The following is a 21,941-nucleotide window of genomic DNA, read 5'->3' as shown; positions in this document are numbered from 1 at the left end:
CCCACGGGCGACAGCGCGGAAGGGCCATCGTACATCGGCCGCCGGCCCTACCCCAAGCACTTGCTGATCTGACGGACGGCTTGACGCAGGCGGTGTTCGTTTTCCACCAGCGACATCCGCAGGTAACCTTCTCCGGCGGCGCCGAACCCGCTGCCGGGGCTGACCGCGACATTGCCTTCTTCCAGCAATTTCATCGCGAAATCCATCGTGCTCATCGAACTTCGCCACGGCTCGGGGACTTCCGCCCAGACGAACATGCCGGCCTTGGGCGGCTGGACGTTCCAGCCCAACCGACGTAAGCCGTTGACCAGCACGTCGCGACGCCGCTGGTAGATCTCGGACTGCTTTTCCACGTTCGCTTCGGTTTCTCGCAGCGCCACGATCGCGGCGATCTGGATCGCCTGGAACATCCCGTAATCGTAGTAGCCCTTGATTGTCCCCAGGCCGCGGACCATGTCCGCGTTGCCGGCACAGAATCCGACCCGCCAACCGGCCATGTTGTAGCCCTTGCTCATCGTGGTGAATTCGACCCCGACGTCCTTGGAACCCGGGGCGGCCAAGTAGCTGGGCGGCACGTAGCCGTCAAACGCGACATCGGCGTAGGCGAAATCGTGGATCACCATGAAGCCGTACTTTTTGGCCAGCCGAACGACTTCGACAAAAAAGTCAGGTTCGATCACCGCCGAGCTGGGGTTGTGCGGGTAATTAACGATCAAGATCTTCGGCGACGGCATCATGTTTTCACACGTGTACGCCACATTCCGCAAGAATGTGTCCGGGTCCGCGACATCCAACGCCACGACGTTACCCGATGCCAGGATCACGCCGTACATATGAACGGGGAAATAGGGCGAGGGAATCATCGCGGTGTCGCCGGGCCCCATCAGCGCCAGACACATGTGCGAAAAGCCTTCTTTGCTGCCCAGGCAGGAGATGATTTCGGTTTCCGGGTCCAACCGGACGCCGTACTTGCGATAGTATTTCCCAGCCACTTCGCGTCGCAAGTTGGCGATGCCGTTGGACTTGCTGTAACCGTGATTGCCCGGATCGGAGGACGCGTCGTGCAGTTTTTGGATCACCACCGGGTCCGGCGGGTCCGACGGGTTTCCCATCCCCAGGTCGATCACGTCGTCGCCGGCGCGGCGCTTCTGATACAGCGAGTTGTTGATCCGCCCGAACATGTAGGGGGGCAAGCGGTCGACCCGCGAGGCGAATTTGACCTCAAACGGTTCCGGGACCGGATCGGTGGTCGGCGCGTCGATCGCTGGCGCATCGATGTTGGGCGAATCGTCCTGTGACGCGGCAAATTCAGCCTCGTTGGCGACCGCCTTCGCTTCTGCCGCAGATTGTTCTGCAGGGTTTCCGGGAAGCTTCGAATCATCAAGACTGGCTGTGTCACTCATTTTGGCCAAACCATTTCGCGCCGGGGGAGAAACTAACGACTACGCCCATTGTCGATCAGAAACGCGTTTCGTCCCAGGGGTTCACCTGGTTTGTTCCGGGAGAACGCGAGAATCGGGAACGAAGTCGATCAAGGCGAGACAATGAGAAAATGCACCGTCCATTCGATTTCGCCAAATTTCCTACCCCAAAAATCTTCCTACCTCTCCACCTGCCTATGTGTCCTGGCCCGGCGAAGGGAATAATCGGAAGGAGGAACTGGACCGCGCCGAAGGATTCAGATCAATGCGGTGGGCTATGCTGAACAAACTCTCGGCTTTTCGTTACTATACTGACCCCGCCGGCTGCCCCCATCCCTCTTGTGGTCCAGCCCTTGTCGCGAATTCGAGTCAAATTTCCAGTCTCCCCTATCCTGATCGACCCGACCTATGCCCGTCGCGCTGTTTGTCCCCTGCTACATCGACCAGCTTTACCCGGACGTGGCGATCGCGACGTTGGAGCTGTTGGAACGGCTGGGGGTTGACGTGGAATACCCCGATGACCAGACCTGTTGCGGCCAGCCGATGGCCAACACGGGATGCGACGCCGACACGGCGCCGGTGGCGCGGCGATTTGTCGACCTGTTCGCGGATTTCGAGGCCGTGGTTTGCCCGTCGGGGTCGTGTGTTTCGATGGTCCGCAACCACTACGGGGCCTATTTCAGCGGCGATGACGCGAAATATCAGCACGTCACGTCGAAGACCTATGAACTGTGTGAATACTTGCACGACGTCGTGGGCGTCACCCACCTGGATGTCAAATTCCCGCACCGCGTTTCGCTGCACCAAAGCTGTCACGGGTTGCGCGAACTGCGGCTCGGTCAGTCCAGCGAGTCGATGACCCCGCGTGAAAACAAGGTCCGCAAACTGCTGAATCTGGTCGAGGGCATCGAGTGGGTGGAACCGGATCGTGCGGACGATTGCTGTGGTTTTGGGGGGACGTTTTCGGTCAATGAGGCAGACGTGTCGGCCGAAATGGGCCGCGCCCGGATCGCCGATCACTGCGGCAAAGGCAGCGAGGTGTTGGCCTCGGCCGACATGAGCTGTCTGATGCACTTGCAAGGTCTGATTCGGCGTGAAAAAAATCCGATTCAAGTCATGCACGTCGCTCAGATTCTGTCCGGGCGTCCGCTCGGTGCGGCCTGAACGCCCACACCACGCCACGCTTCCGACCCATCCACCCCAGCAATCTTCGCCTCCTCATGCTTCCGATCGTCCAACACCCGGCCGCGGCCAAGGAATTCGTCAACGACCCGAATCGGTCGCGTTGGCACGACCAAGCGTTGTGGTTCGTCCGCAGCAAACGCGACAAACAAGCCGGCTCGCTGCCCGAATGGGAATACCTGCGTGAGACCGCGTCGGGAATTAAAACGCACACGATCGCCAACATGGCGCATTACCTGCAAGAGTTCGAACGTAACGCGACCGCGCGCGGGGCGGTCGTTCACTGGGCCCGCGACGCCGAGCATCACAACGAAATCGTGCTGCGAATCCTCCGCGATCACAAGACCAAGCGGATCGTCAAAAGCAAGTCGATGTTGACCGAGGAGTGCGGTCTGAATCACTACCTGGAGGACAACGGGATCGACGTCGTCGACACCGACTTGGGCGAACGGATCGTTCAGTTGCGAAACGAACCACCGAGCCATATCGTGCTGCCGGCGATTCACATCAAAAAGGAAGAAGTCGGCCAGACCTTTCACACCCACCTAGGAACCGACGAAGGCGCGTCGGACCCCAAGTACCTAACCGAAGCGGCACGGGGCCATTTGCGCGACAAGTTTCTGGCCGGAGAAATCGGAATCACCGGAGTCAACTTTGCCATCGCCGAAACCGGCGGGCTGGTCGTTTGCACCAACGAAGGCAACGCGGACTTGGGCACCTCGCTACCACGCGTCCACATCGCCTGCATGGGGATCGAAAAACTGCTGCCGCGGCAACGTGACCTGGGCGTGTTCACCCGGCTGTTGGCCCGATCGGCGACCGGACAGCCGATCACCACCTACACCTCGCACTTCATCGGTCCCCGCGACGAAAACAGCGAACTGCACATCGTCTTGGTCGACAACGGTCGAACCCGGTTGCGTGAAAGCGAAACCTTTCGCGCCGCGATGCACTGCATCCGTTGCGGAGCTTGCATGAATACCTGCCCGGTGTATCGACGCAGCGGCGGGCACAGCTATCGCGCGACGGTCCCCGGACCGATCGGAAGCGTGTTGTCGCCGACACGCGATCAGAATTCCTACAAGAGTTTGCCGTACGCGTGCAGCCTGTGTGGATCGTGCAGCGACGTTTGTCCGGTCAAGATTCCGCTGCATCATCAATTGCTCGCCTGGCGCGGTGAATTGGTCGGCAAGAAACTGTTGCCGGCGTCCAAACGCTGGGCGATGACGATGGCGTCGTATCTGTTTCGCTTCCCCCGGCTGTTTCGGCTGGTCGGAAAAGTCGGACGCTTCGCGTTGCGGATCCTGCCCCGCTGGGCGACCCACCATCGCTTCAACGCCTGGACCATCGCCCGCGAACTTCCCGATCCTCCGAAAGAAACTTTTCGCGACTGGCACCGCCGCCACCGAACGAAATGACCATGGAAACAACGAAATCAACTCAGAGCGACACCTCCGCCCGACAAGCGATTCTGGACCGCATCCAAACCAAACGTGTCGACATCCCACCATTGCCGGACGTCGATCCCGAACGCGTGATCCAGTTCGATCAACCGATCGACAAGTTTGTCGAAATGCTGGCGATGGTCGGCGGCCAGGCACATCAGGTCGACTCACAAGCCGACGTCCGCGGCGTGTTGGATGAGATCGACGTGTTCAAAACGGCGACCCGCGTCGTCTCACTCGCTCCCGACGCCGTCGCCGGAACCATCGACGCGACCCAAGTGGATGACCCGCACGAACTGGCAACCTTGGATTGGACGATCGCCCGTGGCGAGTTCATGATCGCCGAGAACGGATCGATCTGGGTCGACGGGGACACGCTGCCGCATCGCGTGCTGCTGTTCATCGCCCAATACCTGGCGATCGTCGTGCCTCGATCGCAGATCGTTTCCAACATGCACCAGGCGTACGAGCGGATCGAAGGTTTCGGCGGACGTTTCGGCGTCTTTGTGTCCGGCCCCAGCAAAACGGCCGACATCGAACAATCGTTGGTGCTCGGGGCCCACGGTTGCCGCAAACTGCAGGTCTTCATCGTCGGTGACATGTAGGGAATTGAGAAAGGAGACACGACATGATGACCATTCGCACCGCGATCGTGACCGTTGCGCTCGTCTTGGGCCCGTGCATCGCAGCACCGGGTGTCGCATCGGCGGTGGACTTTCCGGGAAAGAAGTCCGATTTTCACTCGTTCGAACGTTATGATTTCCAGTGGCAAGGTCATGCCTGCCGAATCGTAACACCACGAACGGCAGCGGCGGGCAATCCCTGGATCTGGCGAGCACGTTTTTTCGGTCACGAGCCTCAGCTGGATGTCGAATTGCTGAGGCGTGGTTTCCACGTCGCCTACATCGACGTGGCGGGTTTGTATGGTGCTCCCCAAGCCGTCGAGATCTGGAACGACTTTTACGGCCATGTGACATCGACCTTTCAGTTCAACCCCAAGCCCGTGTTGGAAGGGATGAGCCGCGGCGGGTTGATCGTTTTCAATTGGGCCAAGGCGAATCCGGATCAGGTGCGATGCATCTACGCGGACGCACCGGTGTGCGACATCAAGAGTTGGCCGGGCGGAAAAGGTTCCGGGAAAGGCAGCCCAGCCGATTGGAAACGATGTTTAGACGCCTATAAATTAAGAGAAGCCGAAGCGTTTGACACACAGTCCCCCAAGTCGCGCTGCAACCCCATCGATGCTCTGGAATCATTGGCTGCGGCCGATGTCCCAATTCTGTGCGTCGTCGGCGATGCCGACGATGTGGTGCCGGTCGACGAGAACACGGCGGTCTTGGAACAGCGGTACCGTCAACTCGGTGGGCCGATCGAGGTGATCCATAAACCCGGCGTCGGACACCACCCGCACAGTTTAAAAGACCCGGCACCGATCGTCGATTTCATCATTCGCAGCGGAGCGATCACGGAAGAGGACCATGCAGATTGAATTTGTCTATTTTGATCTTGGAAACATGTTGGTTTCGTTTGATCCCGAAATCGCCTGTCGGAACTTTGCCGAGTTGGCCGGCATCTCCACCGACAGGGCCCGCGAAGTCATCTATGAGAGTGGGTTACAGGATCGATACGAGAGCGGTGAAATCACCAGCCGTTCGTACACGCAAACGTTGCGTGACGTGCTTGAACTAGATGCCGATCGATTGCCGCAGGATCAGGTCTTGGACGCGATCAGCGACATGTTCACGCCCATCGATTCGATGGTCCAAGTGGTGGAGATGGCGCGTCGGACGGCTGGTCGCGTCGGCGTGCTGTCCAACACCTGCCCGGCGCATTGGCGCTGGGTGCGAAAACAGCCCTGGCCGGTGTCGCAGATCGACTACGACGTCCGGATCTTGAGCTGTGAAGTGATGTCGATGAAACCAGACGGGAAGATTTACGAGGCCGCCGAAAAAGCCGCTCGGGTGCGTCCGGACAGGATTCTGTTCATCGACGACAAACCGGAAAACGTGCAAGCGGCTTCCGCGCGGGGCTGGCACGCCGAACAATGCCTCGGCGGAGAACAGGCCAAAGCCGTCATCGAGGGATTTTTGGGCGGGAAGTAGGACTCCGGCCGAATCATTCAACTGCGAAGAACCTCCTGCCCAGCTAGTTTGGATCGACAGAATCCAGCGTTTGTGCACGAGACTCCTGGTCATTCACGAAACAAGTCACGGTTCCAGAATCAACTCAGGGGGGACAAGGTGCGCTGTTTCGTTGGGAGTGCTGAACTGCCTTGAACGAGACCCCATCCTCATCCCCAATTTCAGGCTTCGTACATTGCAGAAAATCTAGAAACAAATGTGCGCTATGTGGCGTCACTTCAGTTAGCATGCGGATTGAAGCACACGCAAATTTCGCGTGGCTGCCGTTCCCCCCGGGAGCTGCCCCGCTTTTGGATGTTTTCTTGCCGGATTCGGTCACTCGGCAGAATCATGAAAGGCGGGTAGCGATCTATCCCCAACTGCTATCCCTCGATTCATGCTGACACCGCGAAATCGCCGTCGTGTGGGTAAAGACCTCCGTTCCTCCAAAACCGAGCGAAGTCGAACGCGATCCCGTCGTCGGCCAAGACGTTCCAGATTTGAACAACTGGAAGCCCGTCAGATGCTTGCGGCGGCAGTCTGGCACAACGTGCTGTCTTCGCTGGACGTGAACAATTCGGGGGCGGTTTCACCACTCGACGCATTGGTGGTGCTCAATGAAATCGCTCGCGGTACGTACGTCGATGCCAACACCGGAGAACTTGATTCGGAGGTCCCCGACGATGTGACCCCTCCGTTCATCGATGTCAACTGTGACAGTTTGGCGACCCCTCGCGACGCATTGTTCGTCCTCAACAATCTGGCCGGATCGTTTTTCGAACCCCAGTTCGCGCTGACGACCAGCGGAGCGATCAGCGATCAATCGGGACGTGTCGTTGCGGCGGGCTGCCATGCCCAGTTGGTCGAAGGCGATTCGTTGCGGACGGAAATCACCACGCCGGTGCCGATCACGCGCAGCGGTCAAGGCGTCCGGTTGACGTTTGACGCGCCCGAATTTGATCGCAGCAGCGACGGAGGGATGCAGGATGCCGTCGAGATTTCCGTGACCGACGGCAACGGTCAGACGGTGACGCAGACCTACACGGCCGACCGCCAGAGCGCCTTCAACTGGTCTGAAAACACCGAGCTCGCGACGGGAAGTTCGTCCGCGGTCACGGTCCCGGCGGAGAATTCCGGCCAGCCGTACGAGTTGACGGTGAATCTCGCCCATCTGCCGATCGGCCAGCAGGTCGACGTCACGGTCCGGTTGGTGAACAACGACGGGGACAGCGGAACCTCCGTCGTCGTCCGCGACTTGGAAATCATCAGCGGACTGGACGATCCCAGCGAGGTGTACGCTTCGGCGAACCGATCCGTGTCGAATACGGCAACGATCGATTTTGATTCGCTGGTCGATCTCAGCAATAGCGTCCAGCCGAGCTATGGAAGGACCTCCTACTCGACCGATCGATCACAGGTGATCACCGAGTTGGTCCTGACCAATCGCAGCAACCAAACGATTGCCGGCGACTTGGTAATCGTGTTGGATCAATTCACGAACCTTGACCTGGCGACGCTGCGTCCCGACGGGTTGCTACCTGACGGCCGTCCGTTTTTCAACTTGACCCCCTTTGCCGATGGTCCCCTGGGGCCGGGCGAGTCGACGCGGGCGCGGGAGGTTCGGTTCACCAACCCCGGCGATGAACCCTTTCAATACCGATTGCTCGCGTTTGGTGATTTGAATCGGGCACCGGAACGCTTCATCAGTAGTCCGACTGAAGTGCTGCAATCGGGCGATGTCTTTCGCTATTCGGCACTCGCGATCGATCCCGACGGCGATCGGTTGACGTATTCGCTGGTAGCCGGGCACTCCACGGGCCTGATCGATGCGACGACCGGCAGGCTGACTTGGCAATCAACCTCGGCCGAGATCGGCAGCAATCGGTTTACGGTGCGGGCGACCGATCCGTACGGATTATTCGTCGATCAGACCTTTGATTTGCAGGTCAGGGATTCGGTGCAGAATCGCCCTCCGAACTTCGTCACTGACCCGGTAACCGAAGCGATCGCATCAAGTGGGTTCGAAGTAACGACCGTCGGTGTCGGTGCCGGGCCGGCGGGTGCGGCGGTGATCAGCGGATTCCGTGGTCCCAGAATCGTGACGGCCAACGCGGACGACCAAATGATCGGAGTCTACGCGGGTGAGAACAACGATCGGTTTGATGATGCCATGTCCTATTCAACCGGTTTGCCTGCGGCCAACGGCCAACTGTTCGATGTCGGTTACTCCATCGATGTGGGCTTGCCGGCGTTTCGCGATGTGTTCGACGCGAACCAGGTGCTCGGTTTGGATCAAGGCGATCTCAACGGGGATGGAAATTTGGATTTGGTCAGCATGTCAGTGCACCAATTCTCGCAGAACGGGACGCAGTACATCTTTTCGGTCCAAGGGATGTTCGGTGACGGAATCGGTTCGTTTGATAGACGCGAACTGTTTTCGTATTCGGTGGGGACCAATTTGTCCAGTTTTCAGAACCTGATCCTTGCCGACATCAACGGCGATGGGAACGAGGACATTTTGTTCGCTCGGCGGGCACCGGATGCGAGGCTGTTCACGATGCTGGGCAACGGGGATGGGACTTTCGGCGAGGCCGTCGGCCAATCGTTCAATGGCGGTATCATCAGCGCCTTTCGCGTGGCCGACATCGACGAGGACGGCGTGACCGATTTGATTGGCCAAACCGCGTCGTTCGGGAGCGGAGCCAATCAGGCCGCGTGGTGGAAAGGTCTCGGCGACGGCACGTTCAACGAACCTACAATCATCGATTCGGCGGGCGGCAGCAGCGATGGCACTCTGAGCACGATGAAACGGCCCCATGATGTCGCCGATCTTAACGATGACGGTCACCTGGACTTTGTGATTGCCGGCGGCAATGAACTCAACGTCTACCACGGGGACGGTACCGGGATGTTCACTTCGGTTGCGTCGCTGCCGATTGTTTCGGGGTGGCGTGATTGGGTGCGTGCCGGAGACTTCAATGGCGATGGAAACCTGGACTTTCTGCACCTCGAAAGTTTCAACACGCGATTGGATCTTTATGTCGGCGCGGGAGACGGCATCACCTTCACTCGTCAAATGGCTGTCAACTTCACACTACAGGCCGGTAATGCCGCCGGCGGGTTCGAGCCGACGGATATTGATGGTGATGGCGATTTGGATGTGATCTTTGGCACCAGCGGTTCCAATCAAGTGGCCGCATTGGTGGGTATCAACGATGGCGACGGCAATTTGCGCGCTGTCGAATACGCCACACCGGATTTTTCGGGCGACATTCAACCCAACCAATCTTCGGCCACCGTCCGCGGCGCGATGTTTGGTGATTATAACAGCGATGGCGTCACGGACTTCTCGTACTTCACCCAGAGCGGCGACTTTGACGGTGTGGGAATTCGACTAGGAACGCGACCCGGCGAATTCGGCAGGTCTCGCAGTATTCCCTGGGTGGAGAACTCGGGATCGAATGTCGCTGTGCCAGGCGATTTTGATGGAGATGGCGATATCGACCTTGTCGACTCGCGTAACGATCGAACCTTCCTAAACCGGGGCGATGGAACTTTTTCGGATCCCATTCCCGCCAGCGGCCAAATCGGCGGTTCTTCGGCTGGTGACGCGGCGGACTTCAACCTCGATGGCTTGACGGACTTTGTGGGAAATTATAGCACGCGCAGTACCGGCGGCTACTACGTTGCGCTCAGCAATGGCGATGGCACCTTCACCGTCACCGAAAAGGTTTCCAATGGAACGTTTTATAATTACGTCAACATGGGAACTGCCGATTTCAACGGTGATGGCTACTCGGACTTCTATGCCAAAAACGCAATCGATAACTACATCGATTTCTTCATCAATGATTCCTTGAACCCTGGGTTCTTCTCCCGAACGACCCGTTTCACATTTCCACCCGGTTCGCAGGGTGTCAATGTCTCTCAGTGGGATAGTGCGTACGACGTTGGTGATTTCACGGGGGATGGAATTCTGGACTTTGCAACCGCCGAACGAGACTCAGGCGGCGACAATGTGATCAAAGTCGTCGTGATGGCGGGAGACGGTGAGGGCAACTTCGCGCGTTACAGCGAATTGGCGGGATTCGACGAAGTTCGCCAAGCCACCATCCTCGGCTTGCCTGTCGAACCGGGTGATTTTGTCGGCGGCGACATCGACAGCGACGGTGACCGCGATCTAATGGCCGTTTCCTTTCGTGGCACGCGTGTGTTCCTCAATGACGGCGCTGGCAATTTCAGGTTCGACCGCTTGCTACGCCCGGTGGGCACCGAACAGAGCAACCGTGAATCGTGGCTGGTGGACTTCAACGAAGACGGCCATCTGGATTTGTTCCAGACCGGTCAGGATAGTTCGGGGCCATTGTCTGTTTGGCTGGGCGATGGGACAGGCAACTTCTCGCTGGACGAATCGGTGGGGGTTGTGGCTTCCGTACCGCCTAGCGGCAATCCCTTTGCGGACATCGACGGCGACGGACACCTGGATTTTGTCTACGCCACCGGCAGCAATGGCAACTACGGTAGCGATGATGCCGTGATCTATGCCGGTCGACGTGACGATTTGGTCGACCTGGTGACGGTCGATCTCAACGGTGACGGCAACGAAGAGGTCCTAGCAGTCCAAGAGCAAATGGATCGCCTGCAAATTTTTGTCGGCGACAATCTTGGCGGACTCACTCGCCAGCCGGATCTGCAAACTGGTCGAGCTCCGAAGGCCGTCGCCGTGGGCGATCTCAATGACGATGGACAGTTCGAACTGTTCATCGCCAACCGAGCGTCAAGAACACTCGAGGTGTTCGTCGGTGACCTTGAAAACGGATACGCGCAAACGGAGCTCGCTGTCGGTGCGGGGCCGATCGATGTGGAGACAGCGGATTTTGACAACGATGGCAACATCGATGTCGCCGTCCTGGATGACGCCGAAAACGCGTTGTGGATTCTTTCAGGTGACGGCAGCGGCACGCTCGGCGAACCGGTCGCGATTCCGCTGGGCGATCGCCCAGAACGCTTTGTCGTCGCCGACGTCGACGGCGATGGGGTAACTGACGCGGTCATCAGTCTGCCCGACTCGCAGCGTGTGATGATCGTGCCATCGGTCGGAAGCGGTGTCTTGTCGTCGCCGGTGTACGTCAACCTCACGTCGACGCCCACCGACGTCGCTGCGATTTCGTTGAACGACGACGGCAATCTGGACCTGGCGGTCACGCTCGGCAGTGAAAACAGCCTGCAGCTGTTCTACGGCTTGGGACGAAACCAATTCGCGCGACCGCAGTCGATCGTCGTCGGTGAATTTCCGAAACGAATTACCGTGGCCGATGCCGATGAAGACGGACGTCAAGATTTGATCGTCGTCAATGCGGGCGATGCCACTGCTAGCGTGATTTATAATCGGTTCGATCCGAATGAGGTCTATCGTTACGACAGCGAGGCGATCGATCCCGACGATGACCCGCTGACCTACGCGATCGTTGATGGTCCAGGCGGATTGATCATCAACCCGCAAACCGGCGATCTGTTGTGGGCGGCATCACCCGACCAAGTCGGTGTGCATGAGGTCACTCTTTCGGCCGACGATGGTCGCGGCGGTGTGGCGACCCAATCGTTCAAGATTGCTGTCGAGCCGGCTCGCGAAAATGTGGCACCCTTGATCGCCACCACGCCAGTAACCCAAATCGGTTCGGGTGAAGCCTTTTCCTATGGCGTTGCGGCGAACGATGGCGACGGGCATCCGCTGCGTTATCGTCTGCTGGAGGGTCCCGAGGGAGCCACGCTGGATCCGGTGACCGGCGAACTGGCCTGGGACACTCGCCAAGATTCTACTCTCAGCACCTTCCTCCCCCGGTCGAGTACCGGTTACGTTCGAACGCCGGTCAATGATTCTCTTCAACCGGAATCGATCACCGTGGAAGGTTGGTTCAACTGGACGGCGTTGCCGGCCGGAAATGGGGCCGATTACTTGTTCTCTCGGTCCAACAATGCGGGTTACGCCTATGGTCTATCAAATCGGTTCAACAATACCCTTCGGTTCGAAGCTCACACGGAAGGTGGTTACCAGTTTTATGATTTGCCGTTTTCGTTCGACGCCAATCGTTGGTATCACTTCGCGATCAGCATCGACGACTCAACCAATGAAGTTTCCGTCTACGCCAATGGACAATCACTGTTTACGCGGCCCCTGCCGGGATCGATCGATTATTCGAATCGCAACCCAGGCATCCACGATAGCTTTTTCCAGTTTCAGGGGGCGACGGACAATTATCGCATTTGGAACACCGCTCGCGACGCGCAGCAAATTCGTGAAGGGCTAAACACCCAATACGAGAATGAACCGTCGCTCGTGTTGGACTATCGCTTTGGTGAAAAGGACGAATTGACGGTTCGCGACTACAGTGGAAACGAAAACCACGGTTATCGAGTCACCAATGGCAATCCTCCCGGTGCGGCCGACGGGCTGGTCGATCCCGGACCACAGCAGTTCTCGATCTCGGTCGAAGATGGACGTGGCGGTTTCGACGTCCAAACGTTCACGCTGCATGTGCTTCCAGATCTTCGTGGCAGTATCACGGGACGCCTATTCAATGACCTTAACGACGATGGTGTGCAGGATGATGGCAGTGAGCATCCTGCCGAACCCGGCTTGGACGGTTGGAGGCTGTTCATTGACTCCAACGACAACGGTTTCGCCGATCCGCACGAACACCAAACATCGACCGACGCGAGCGGAGATTACCGTTTTGAAAAACTACTGCCGGGTGAATACGCCGTGCGGATTGAGCCCGTTGCCGGATTTGAAACGCCGTCCGGCTTTGTCGGGCGAGTTGAACCGGAGCAGTTCAATAGTTCTGACCCAGCAACATCGTACGATCTGGCGATCAATGCGCTAACACTGAGCCAAATTCGAGGTCAGCTCAAGACCGAAGATGATACACCGATTGCTTTCTGGAAGGTGTTCGCTGACCTGGATCAGGATGGACAGCGCGATCCATCGGAGCCGATGGCGATATCCGATCGGGACGGTCATTACGCACTGGCCGGATTGTCAGCGGGGGACTACAAACTGCTCACCGACACCCCGGCCGGCTGGATCGATGCGGCTGCAATCGATGGATTGATGGTGACGCTCGGCGAGGATGAGGTCAATGAAAACAACGACTTTGTACTCCGGCCAACCAATACTTCGGTCGCCGCCGGACTGCACTTTGTCACCACAGCGCCCTCGGCGATTGAAGCCCGAGAGACCTTCACCTACGCCTCGGTCGCGATGGCAATCAACGAAGCCGAAATACAGTATGACCTGCCCCTGGCACCGGAGGGAATGGTCGTGGATCCCGCTACCGGCTTGATTGCTTGGCGACCGACCATCGCTCAGGTTGGCAGCCATACCGTGATCTTGCGAGCGGTTTCGGGTGATTCCGTCGCGATGCAAGATTTCACGGTCGATGTGACAGCACCCAACTTCGCCCCCGTTGTGACCCGATTGCCCGGTCGGTTGGCGTATCTCAATCAACCACATCAGTTCGATATCGCTGCTCAGGACCCCGAGCAACTGGATCCCGAGCAACAACCGCTGACCTTCACCTTGTCTGGTCAGACACACGGTGCGAGCATCGATGCGGACAGCGGGCGAATGACTTGGATTCCCGATGCGACGGGGCCGTTTGAGTTCCTGTTGCAAGTCGCTGATGGTGAGGGTGCGGTCACCGAAGAGAGCTTTACCATCGAGGTCTCATCCGCGACGCCGCTTGTGGAACTGGTCGACGTTCAACTTCCGCGCAATCGGTTCCCAGTCAGTCAACAAACCATCGCGCGGATTGCGGCAATGGATTCACTTGGCCGAGACGTTGACTGGACGATCAACGACGCACCGTCCGGATTGATGGTACAAGCTGATGGAACGATTCGGTGGACACCCAGCAGCAGCCAACTCGGCGAACACTCGTTGACCTTCGTCGCCGTGACTGCGGACGGAACGGAGCTGGAAGTTGACGTCCCCGTTTCAGTTGTCGGCTCGCTGGCCAATGCGAAGCCACAAATTCAATCCAGTCCGATCCTTGCTGCGGTCGTCGACCAGCGATACATCTACGATCTTGAAGCGGTCGATCCGGATCGGGACCCTCTTTCGTATGCACTGCTCGATGGGCCAGCCGGAATGAGCCTTGATCCAGTTGCGGGGACGCTTCGCTGGACGCCCGCCGAGGACCAGCGTGGCGAACATGAAGTTGTGATTCGTGTGGCTGACACCTTCGGTGCGGAAACCATCCATTCCTTCAAGCTCGTGGCTCGACGCTTTGGCGGCCCCCCCGTCATCCAGAGTGTTCCGGACACAGAGGCTGCGGTTGGCAATGCCTATTTCTACTCGGTCATCGCGCGCGATGCCGAAAACGATCCGCTTGCCTATCGCCTTTTGAATGCTCCTGCCGGAATGTCGATCACCGAAACGACCGGCGAGATCGTATGGACACCCGGTATGGATCAAGTCGGCTCACAAACGGTTGCCATCGAGGTCTCCGACGGAGTGGGCGGAACGAGCACCCAAACCTTTGCGATTCGAGTCAACCAAGGTGCAGCCAATGCGGCGCCGGTCATCCATAGTAACGCTCCTCGATTCGCCGCGGTCGGATCGTCCTATCAATACACGATCGATGCTGTCGACCCAGAAGGAACCCAGCTAAGCTACCTGATTGCGACAGGGCCGGCCGACATGGCGATCGATTTGATGGGCCGAATCACCTGGACGCCTGGTGTTGGAACTGAAGGCAAAGTCCCTGTTACGATCCGTGTCGTTGATGAAGGCGGAGCGGCGGCGATCGAGTCGTTCGAAATCGATGTGCTGGGGCAGAACCTGGATCCAGTGATCGACAGTTCCGCGCCCGCCGAAGCGACTGCGGGAGCATTGTATCGCTATGACGTTCTGACATCCGATGCCAACCTGGATCCATTGACATACGAATTAACTCAAGCACCGGCTTCGGCATCGATCGATGCCTTCGGACGAATCCGCTGGACGCCGACGGTTTCGGACCTCGGTGATCATTCGTTTGACGTTACCGTCCGAGACCCGCGCGGCGGCTCGACCTCACAATCCTTCACCCTGACGGTCATCGAAGACAGCGTCGCACCAAGGGTGAGCCTGATCGAGGTGCCCGACGATGGCAGCCGTAATATCTTGCCCTGGCAGGGACCTTTTGTTGTCTACGCCAAGGCAATTGATAACGTGGAGGTTGCTTCACTGACGCTCGAGGCCAATGGCCAAGACATACCGCTGAGCGCCGCCGGCACCGCCACGTTCCAATTTGAAGATTGGTTTTTTGAAACGATCACCGCGACGGCTACGGCTATTGACACCAGTGGCAACGTGTCGACGGAAACGATTTCGTTCAATTATGACGTGCCAGAGGGCTGGTCGAACAACCCTGGCCCTGAAGTCCCCACGGCGATCATCACCAGCCCGGCCGACAATGGGACCGCCGTCGGCATGGTTTCCATTACCGGCACGGCGGATCACGAAAACTTTGGTGCGTACACGCTGTCCTACCGCCGCGCCGACGAGACGAGTTTCACCGAAATCCTCCGCAGCACCACACCGGTTGTCGACGGTGAGCTCGGAGTGTGGGATACCAGCCTGCTGCTCAACGACGAGTATGTCATTCGGCTGCAAGTTGCCACCACCGAAGGTACGGCAAATGTGGTCGAGCATCACGTGGGTCTGGCGGGCGAATTGAAACTTGGCAATTTCCAGTTGAGTTTTACGGACATGGTCATTCCGGTAGCGGGAATCCCAATCGAAATCACACGGATCTACGATACGCTCCAGGCAGACCGCCAAGGCGACTTTGGTTATGGTTGGAGACTTGAATATCGCGACACGGATCTGCGCGTGGGTCTGCCGGCAAGCGGACTGGAAGACATCGGCATCTACAGCGGACTGCGACCGGGCGTGAAAGTGTTCTTGAACATTCCCGGCCAAGGCCGGCAAGGATTCACCTTCAATCCGGACATCCGCGTGCTGCCAGGCTGGGGCGGCAACAATCTTGTGCTAGCCCGCCCGCGTTTCATACCCGATCCCGGTGTCACGTCAACGCTTTCGACGGGTACCAGCAACTACCTACACGTCAACGAACAGGGCGAACTCTACGCCCCCGGAGGAATTCCCTACAACCCTGCCAGCCCGGACTTCGGGGGAGCGTATGTGGTGACGACACGCGACGGTATTCGTTATCGAGTTGAAGGTGCGAGCGGCCAACTGACTTCAGCTCAGGATCGCAATGGGAATACGTTGACTTTCGGCAATGACGGTGTGCGTTACGGGGACCAAGTAGCAGTCGCGGTTGACCGCGATGCGCGCGGGAGGATCATTGCAATCACGGATCCATCCGGAGCGTCTCTGACATACGGTTACGACAATGCCTTGTTAACATCATTCAGTGATCGCACCGGAGTGTTGACCAAGTATCTGTATGACGGATCCACTCCGAGGCGGTTGTCTAGCGTCGTTGGTCCCAGCGGCGAGGCGGTGCACGTCGTTGAGTACGACGTAGACGGTCGTGTATCGAGTCTAAGCGATGCGGTGGGCAACCTGAGGCGTCTCACGCAGAATCCTGACGAGCGAACGGAGACGGTGATCGACGCCACCGGTCGCGAGGTGACAAGGACGTACGATAACGCGGGTCGAGTTATCAACGCCGTTTCATCTTTCGGTGATACAACGGAGTTCGTTTACGATGATGACGGCAACCTGCTGAAACGCACCGATGTCGCCGGTCAGGAATTCAGTTATGCCTACAATGCTCAAGGATTCGAAACCCAAAGAATCGGCCCACTTGGTGAAACGTACTACCGAACCTACGACATGAGCGGCAACATCACGTCGGCGACCGACGCATTGGGCAATGTAACAAAGCATCGTTATGACCCATCGGGCAATCGAGTTGCCACAATCGATCCGCTCGGTGCGCTAACGCAGTTCACCGTCAACGCCCAGGGAGACGTTATCGAACGAGTCGATTCGGACGGCGCTCGCACGACGATGAATCGAGATGAATCCGGCCGGGTGTTGGAGTTTACCGACCCGATGGGTCGCGTGACGCGGCGAACCTTCGATTCGGTGGGACGACAACTGGAGGTCACCGCCGCGTTCGGAACGGTCGACGATCCCCGCGTCGGTGGCTACACATTTGAGTATGACGCGGAGGGTCGAAGGCTGAGCGCCACTTTGCCCGATGGCTCCACCACCACAACCGATTACGATGCCAATGGGCAGCCGGTGCGTTCGATCGACGAGCTAGGAAACGCGGCCGAAGTTGACTTTGACGGGAATGGCAACATCGTTGCCGAACGTTTCGCAGACGGAACATCCGCAACGTACGAATACGATGGCGATGGCAACACGATACGTTGGCTCAGCCGAGGTGGCTTGATCGCAGAGATGAACTACGATGAACGCGGTTTCTTGGCGGGCGTGCGCTACCTCGACGATGAAGGGACCGAAACGTATTCCGTCGACTACACACACGACGCCCTCGCTCGGCAAACTAAGGTGAGTGTGGACGGTGAACTGATCCGCCAGCGAACGTTTGATAGCTCCTGGCGTGAGGCAACGAGCGAAGGTGTCACCAACTTTGCTGAAACCACTCAATTCGACGCCGCCGGCCGGCCGACGCGGCTTGAGCGGGCCGATGGCACGATTGAAATTCGCCGCTACGACGCCGTTGGGCGGTTGGTCGCTATCGGAGACGGCAGCGGTGGCTTCGAAGAGTTCCGTTACGACTCGGTCGGAAATCGGATCGCACAGATCAGCCGCAACGGTGGTGAAACACGGATGACGTATGATGCCTCCCGGCGATTGACTTCAGTTACCGATCCCGCTGGTGGGATTACGCGCTACGAGTACGATCTTGCTGGAAACATCATCCAACTAACGGCGCCCGGTGATGTGATTAGCAAGTTTGAGTACGATCGGCTAGGCCGAGTCGTGTCGCAACAGATTGGTGATCAGACACCTCAGGTATTCAGTTATGACGCGGCTGGCAATCGGGTCGGATTGATGAACGCAGACGGTAGCCGAATCGAGGCAACGTTTGATTCCAACGGCAACGAATTGACGCAAACCGCTAGCGAAGTCGAATACGAGGTCAGCTACACCGCAGCCGGGCGAGTCGAAACGGTGCGCGATGCGCGGGGCACGACTCGCTATGAGTACGACAGCCGCCAGCGACTGATCCTCAAAACCGATCCGGATGGAGAAACGATTGCGTACGACTATGACAGCGTCGGCCGCGTTGTCGAGATGACTACCTCGTTCGGCTCGACTCGGTACGAATACGACGCGGATGGGCAGGTAGCACGCGTGATTGATCCGAGCGGCGACGCCGTTTCTTACACGTACGCCGCAGCCGGCAAGGTCGCATCGATCAGCTATCCCAACGGCATGACCGAGACACGCAGCTATAATGACTTCGGCCGTCCAATCGAGATTGCACAGACACTGAATGGGGCAATCATCGACTCCTATCGATACAGCTACCATGATTCTGGGCAAATTAGTTCGGTTATCTCACCCGAAGGTCGCCGAGAGTATCGCTATGACCTGGCCTATCGTTTGATCGCCGAGGAACGATTCGATTCTAACGGGCAGTTGACGTCACGAACGACTTACGAGTATGACTCCGCGGGGAATCGTGTAAGGCAACACAATGCCGATGGGACGACGGCACATGAGTACGATTCAGGCGGGCGTCTCGTCCGCTCAGTATCCGACCTCGGCGAAACGACCTACGCTTATGACGCCGATGGCAATCTGATTCGCAAGCAGACGCCCGAGTCGATAACTGATTACCGCTGGGATCCATGGGGGCGACTTGTTGAGATTGAAGTCACCACCAACGGGGTGACGTCCGTAACACAACTGACCTATGACTTTCAGGGCAATCTGGTCCGACAAAACCGCGATGGCGTCGTGCAGAACCATCTGATCGATGAAGTTGGCCAACGGCCCCGCGTCGTCGCTGACTACAGTCCGACGGGCACTGCCGAAACCTATTACACCTACGGCATTGATCGATTGTCGATGACTCGCGCCGGTCAGCCCGCGTACTATCACCAAGATCTGCACAGCGGCGTACGGCGCATGAGCGGCTCCGGCGGCAAGGCCCTCGCCACCTACGATTACGGAGCATTCGGTGAACTCTTAACGGAAGACGCCACCATCGAGAACGATTTCCTTTACCGTGCACAGCGGCGACTAGACGGTGTCGAACTTGATTATCTGCGAACGCGTTTTTATTCGCCTGAGGACGGGCGATTTGTCAGCCCCGACCGCGCAGGCGTGAAGCCTGGGGACTGGAGGAATCTCAATCGCTACACCTATGTCAGTGGTGATCCGATCAACAACATTGATCCTGATGGTGAATTTCTTGTCGCACTGCTGGGGACTCTAATCGGGATCACTACTACAATCATTGAATTGGCCAACATTTACAAGGTCTGGGGCGAGTTTGAGCTTCCGGACGAAGAAAACAGCAAGAAATGGACAGGGACCTGGGAAACATTCGGCTTCGATGCAGTTGTCGCTGGTTACACTTACGGGGTGCTCGATATCAAGGGGGCTGGTCGATACGAGACGACCGATTGGGGATCCGGTCTCGGACTTGCATTAGGGTTCGGAAAATCGAATGTCCAGCTTTTTACGGAAAAACCGGATGGGAAGTTAAAGGATATTGATAGAGCATTGTTGTTCGTTGGCCCGTTTCGACGTGTCGGCACCGGTGGTGGCATTGGAGCTGGTTCCGGCGGTACGGGAGACATGCGGGCTGGAGATGGCGTTGGACTCTACAGTGCCATTCCGCCGCTGGACAACGCCACCGGATTACCCGACACGAGCGAAGACGAAGTCCTTGGTGGCTGGTCAACCTCTTACTTTATCGGATTTCAGGCGGACGTCGCGAACGGCTATTCATCGAAAATCCGCGAGAGTCCAAGCTCTGAATAGCTCCACATCTTGGCCAAAGAGAGAAAAGCACAGCCATCTTCGAGTTAAAGGTTTTTCGCGGCATTTAGTGGCAAACTCGTGACCGTGTAGCTCGCCTGGGCCGAACTCATGGTGGTGGATTTTCGGAGGCATTTGCTCCTGCGTCCAATGACTGTTTGCAACGTTCGTTGGTACTCGGCAGGCTTCAAGGTGCCGGGAAAAACGGACTCAGGCTCTGCGGGGACGCGGGCCTGGGAAGGGATATCTAGCGCGCAGGTGGTGCAGCAAGCCCGTGGCGGAACACCTCCGCCGCGGGCTTGCCTTTTTGCTCATTGGACGCAGGAGCCAATGCCTCAAAAAATCCCTACTTGGATGGATGCCACTAAATTCCTGGAAGAACTGAGTTAAAGGAGGCCACCCAAATTCATTGACCCACGGCGGTTGTTTTTGTCTACTTTCATCTTGCTTTGTTCACCTTGGGAGATTGCGATGGCTCGGAGACCTCGCTCGGAAGTCGTGGATCCTGCGGATGTTCAGGTCTTGCACTGCGTGCAACGCTGCGTCCGTCGGGCGTTTTTGTGCGGTGAAGATCATTTCACCGGCCAGTCCTTCGAGCATCGGCGTGGGGGGGATTCGCAGTCGGCTGGAGTTCCTCGCGTCAGTCTTTGCGATCGAATGCCTGACCTTTGCCGTGATGAGCAACCAGCTGCACTTGGTACTGCGCAGCCGGGCCGATGTTGCTGCGACCTGGAGTGACGATGAGGTCGCTCGGCGTTGGTTGCGTCTGTTCCCTCCGCCGCCGCAACAAAGACGGTTCTCCGGCGACACCGACCAAGCCAGAGATTGACGTGAATGTCAATTGTCCCGAGGCGTTAGCGGAGCGATGGTCTTGGTTGAGCGATGTCGGCCGTGTCGAATCGGCTTAGAAGAGCGACGTTCGGGTGCATGTCAGTCATCGCTGGCTCCAGTTTCCTAAGATTGCGGTGAACCGCACGTCAGTCCCGATTCGTGTAGAACGGCCCTCCGCGTAGTCCAGTCGCGGGCGAGTTCATGGGCAAACTTCTCAAGCGATTCCCAATCCGTATACACGTAGTTACGTGTCGTATCCGTGTCACCACCGGCACCGCTCACGATGCTCTTCATCATCCAGCGTTTGAAGAAGCCGTATTCACGGTAAAGGAGTGCTCCGGCAACCGTCGTGGTGGCACTTGGCTTCCAACCGGTTTCTTCAAGAAACTCGTTCAGACAACGAGTCGCATCTGCCTGCTGTTTCGCGTCTCCCGCAGCGGAAAGGCTGACGGAGAAGAACGCCGAGGGCTTTGTGTTCAACGTCGTACGGTTTTCGGTGACAAACGTACAAGCTCTGGCGGATGCTTGCCGCCATGCAATGGCCCGCCAGCGATCACTCCGTCATACTCATCGAGCGATTGCTCCGGTCGCGAGCGCGCAAGATCGCACACTTCAACCGCACATTCGACGTCCGCTAAAGTTGCCGCGATTCGTTCGACAATCTTCGTGGAATGTGCCAAAAACGCTGAGACGACTTTGGTAACGCGCGACGAGACGGTTCCAGCATGCTCAGGGGCCAGACCGGAGACGCCGAGATTATTTAGGCATGGCTCGGGAGGGCGAAGATTGTGTTGGAGGTGCGCTCCCGACGTCCGGTGAAACGGAGGGTGGCTGGCGGAGACCCCGGAGGGGGCAGGCGGAGGCATGCGATTTGCTGCGGTTTCCTAGTGGACAAGTGTTGAATATCGCCAACCGGGGGAGGACAATAGGGGCTTGTCCCCACCGGGGGATCGGCGTG

At 57.9% G+C, this 21,941-nt stretch carries 8 protein-coding genes and 1 pseudogene; 7 read left to right on the top strand and 2 right to left on the bottom strand.

Annotated features, from left to right (window positions below; genetic code table 11):
* Window positions 1-47 precede the first annotated feature (47 nt).
* Window positions 48-1,403 (bottom strand): aminotransferase class I/II-fold pyridoxal phosphate-dependent enzyme, encoded by a 1,356-nt coding sequence (locus H1B37_RS02690; protein ID WP_286177346.1) that lies wholly within the window; start codon window positions 1,401-1,403, stop codon window positions 48-50.
* A gap of 426 nt (window positions 1,404-1,829) precedes the next feature.
* Here H1B37_RS02690 and H1B37_RS02685 point away from each other — a divergent pair, with 426 nt between their 5' ends.
* The 7 genes from H1B37_RS02685 (at window position 1,830) to H1B37_RS33610 (ending at window position 20,981) form a co-directional block, all read left to right on the top strand.
* On the top strand, window positions 1,830-2,585 hold the full coding sequence (locus H1B37_RS02685) for a (Fe-S)-binding protein (protein ID WP_182865081.1): 756 nt from the start codon (window positions 1,830-1,832) through the stop codon (window positions 2,583-2,585).
* A gap of 56 nt (window positions 2,586-2,641) precedes the next feature.
* Window positions 2,642-4,021 carry a lactate utilization protein B gene (locus tag H1B37_RS02680; protein ID WP_182865080.1) on the top strand — a complete coding sequence of 460 codons (1,380 nt, stop codon included), beginning with the start codon at window positions 2,642-2,644 and terminating at the stop codon, window positions 4,019-4,021.
* A 2-nt stretch (window positions 4,022-4,023) separates the two neighbouring features.
* Complete coding sequence (locus H1B37_RS02675) at window positions 4,024-4,653, top strand: LutC/YkgG family protein (protein ID WP_182865079.1); 630 nt, start codon at window positions 4,024-4,026, stop codon at window positions 4,651-4,653.
* Window positions 4,654-4,676: 23 nt separating this feature from the next.
* Window positions 4,677-5,537, top strand: a complete 861-nt coding sequence (locus H1B37_RS02670) for an alpha/beta hydrolase family protein (protein WP_182865078.1) — start codon at window positions 4,677-4,679, stop codon at window positions 5,535-5,537.
* On the top strand, window positions 5,527-6,150 hold the full coding sequence (locus tag H1B37_RS02665) for an HAD family hydrolase (RefSeq protein WP_182865077.1): 624 nt from the start codon (window positions 5,527-5,529) through the stop codon (window positions 6,148-6,150). Before H1B37_RS02670 ends, H1B37_RS02665 begins: the two co-directional genes overlap by 11 nt.
* Before the next feature lie 541 nt (window positions 6,151-6,691).
* Entirely contained in the window at window positions 6,692-20,155 is a 13,464-nt protein-coding gene (locus tag H1B37_RS02660) for an FG-GAP-like repeat-containing protein (RefSeq protein WP_182865076.1), read from the top strand.
* Between the two features lie 562 nt (window positions 20,156-20,717).
* Window positions 20,718-20,981 carry a hypothetical protein gene (locus H1B37_RS33610; RefSeq protein ID WP_286177345.1) on the top strand — a complete coding sequence of 88 codons (264 nt, stop codon included), beginning with the start codon at window positions 20,718-20,720 and terminating at the stop codon, window positions 20,979-20,981.
* Window positions 20,982-21,106: 125 nt separating this feature from the next.
* Here H1B37_RS33610 and H1B37_RS33605 read toward each other — a convergent pair.
* Window positions 21,107-21,849 (bottom strand): annotated as a pseudogene (locus tag H1B37_RS33605) (flavodoxin domain-containing protein).
* Between the last annotated feature and the right edge of the window lie 92 nt (window positions 21,850-21,941).

The organism is Stieleria mannarensis, assembly GCF_014154935.1.
Lineage (GTDB): Bacteria > Planctomycetota > Planctomycetia > Pirellulales > Pirellulaceae > Stieleria > Stieleria mannarensis.
Note: the sequence above shows the minus strand (reverse complement) of the source record. Positions and strands in the feature narration are given on the sequence as shown.

What these genes read in the sequence shown, in the direction of transcription:
- H1B37_RS02690 (WP_286177346.1), bottom strand. Translation starts at nt 1,403, where the DNA reads ATGAGTGACACAGCCAGTCTTGATGATTCGAAGCTTCCCGGAAACCCT.
- H1B37_RS02685 (WP_182865081.1), top strand. Translation starts at nt 1,830, where the DNA reads ATGCCCGTCGCGCTGTTTGTCCCCTGCTACATCGACCAGCTTTACCCG.
- H1B37_RS02680 (WP_182865080.1), top strand. Translation starts at nt 2,642, where the DNA reads ATGCTTCCGATCGTCCAACACCCGGCCGCGGCCAAGGAATTCGTCAAC.
- H1B37_RS02675 (WP_182865079.1), top strand. Translation starts at nt 4,024, where the DNA reads ATGGAAACAACGAAATCAACTCAGAGCGACACCTCCGCCCGACAAGCG.
- H1B37_RS02670 (WP_182865078.1), top strand. Translation starts at nt 4,677, where the DNA reads ATGATGACCATTCGCACCGCGATCGTGACCGTTGCGCTCGTCTTGGGC.
- H1B37_RS02665 (WP_182865077.1), top strand. Translation starts at nt 5,527, where the DNA reads ATGCAGATTGAATTTGTCTATTTTGATCTTGGAAACATGTTGGTTTCG.
- H1B37_RS02660 (WP_182865076.1), top strand. Translation starts at nt 6,692, where the DNA reads ATGCTTGCGGCGGCAGTCTGGCACAACGTGCTGTCTTCGCTGGACGTG.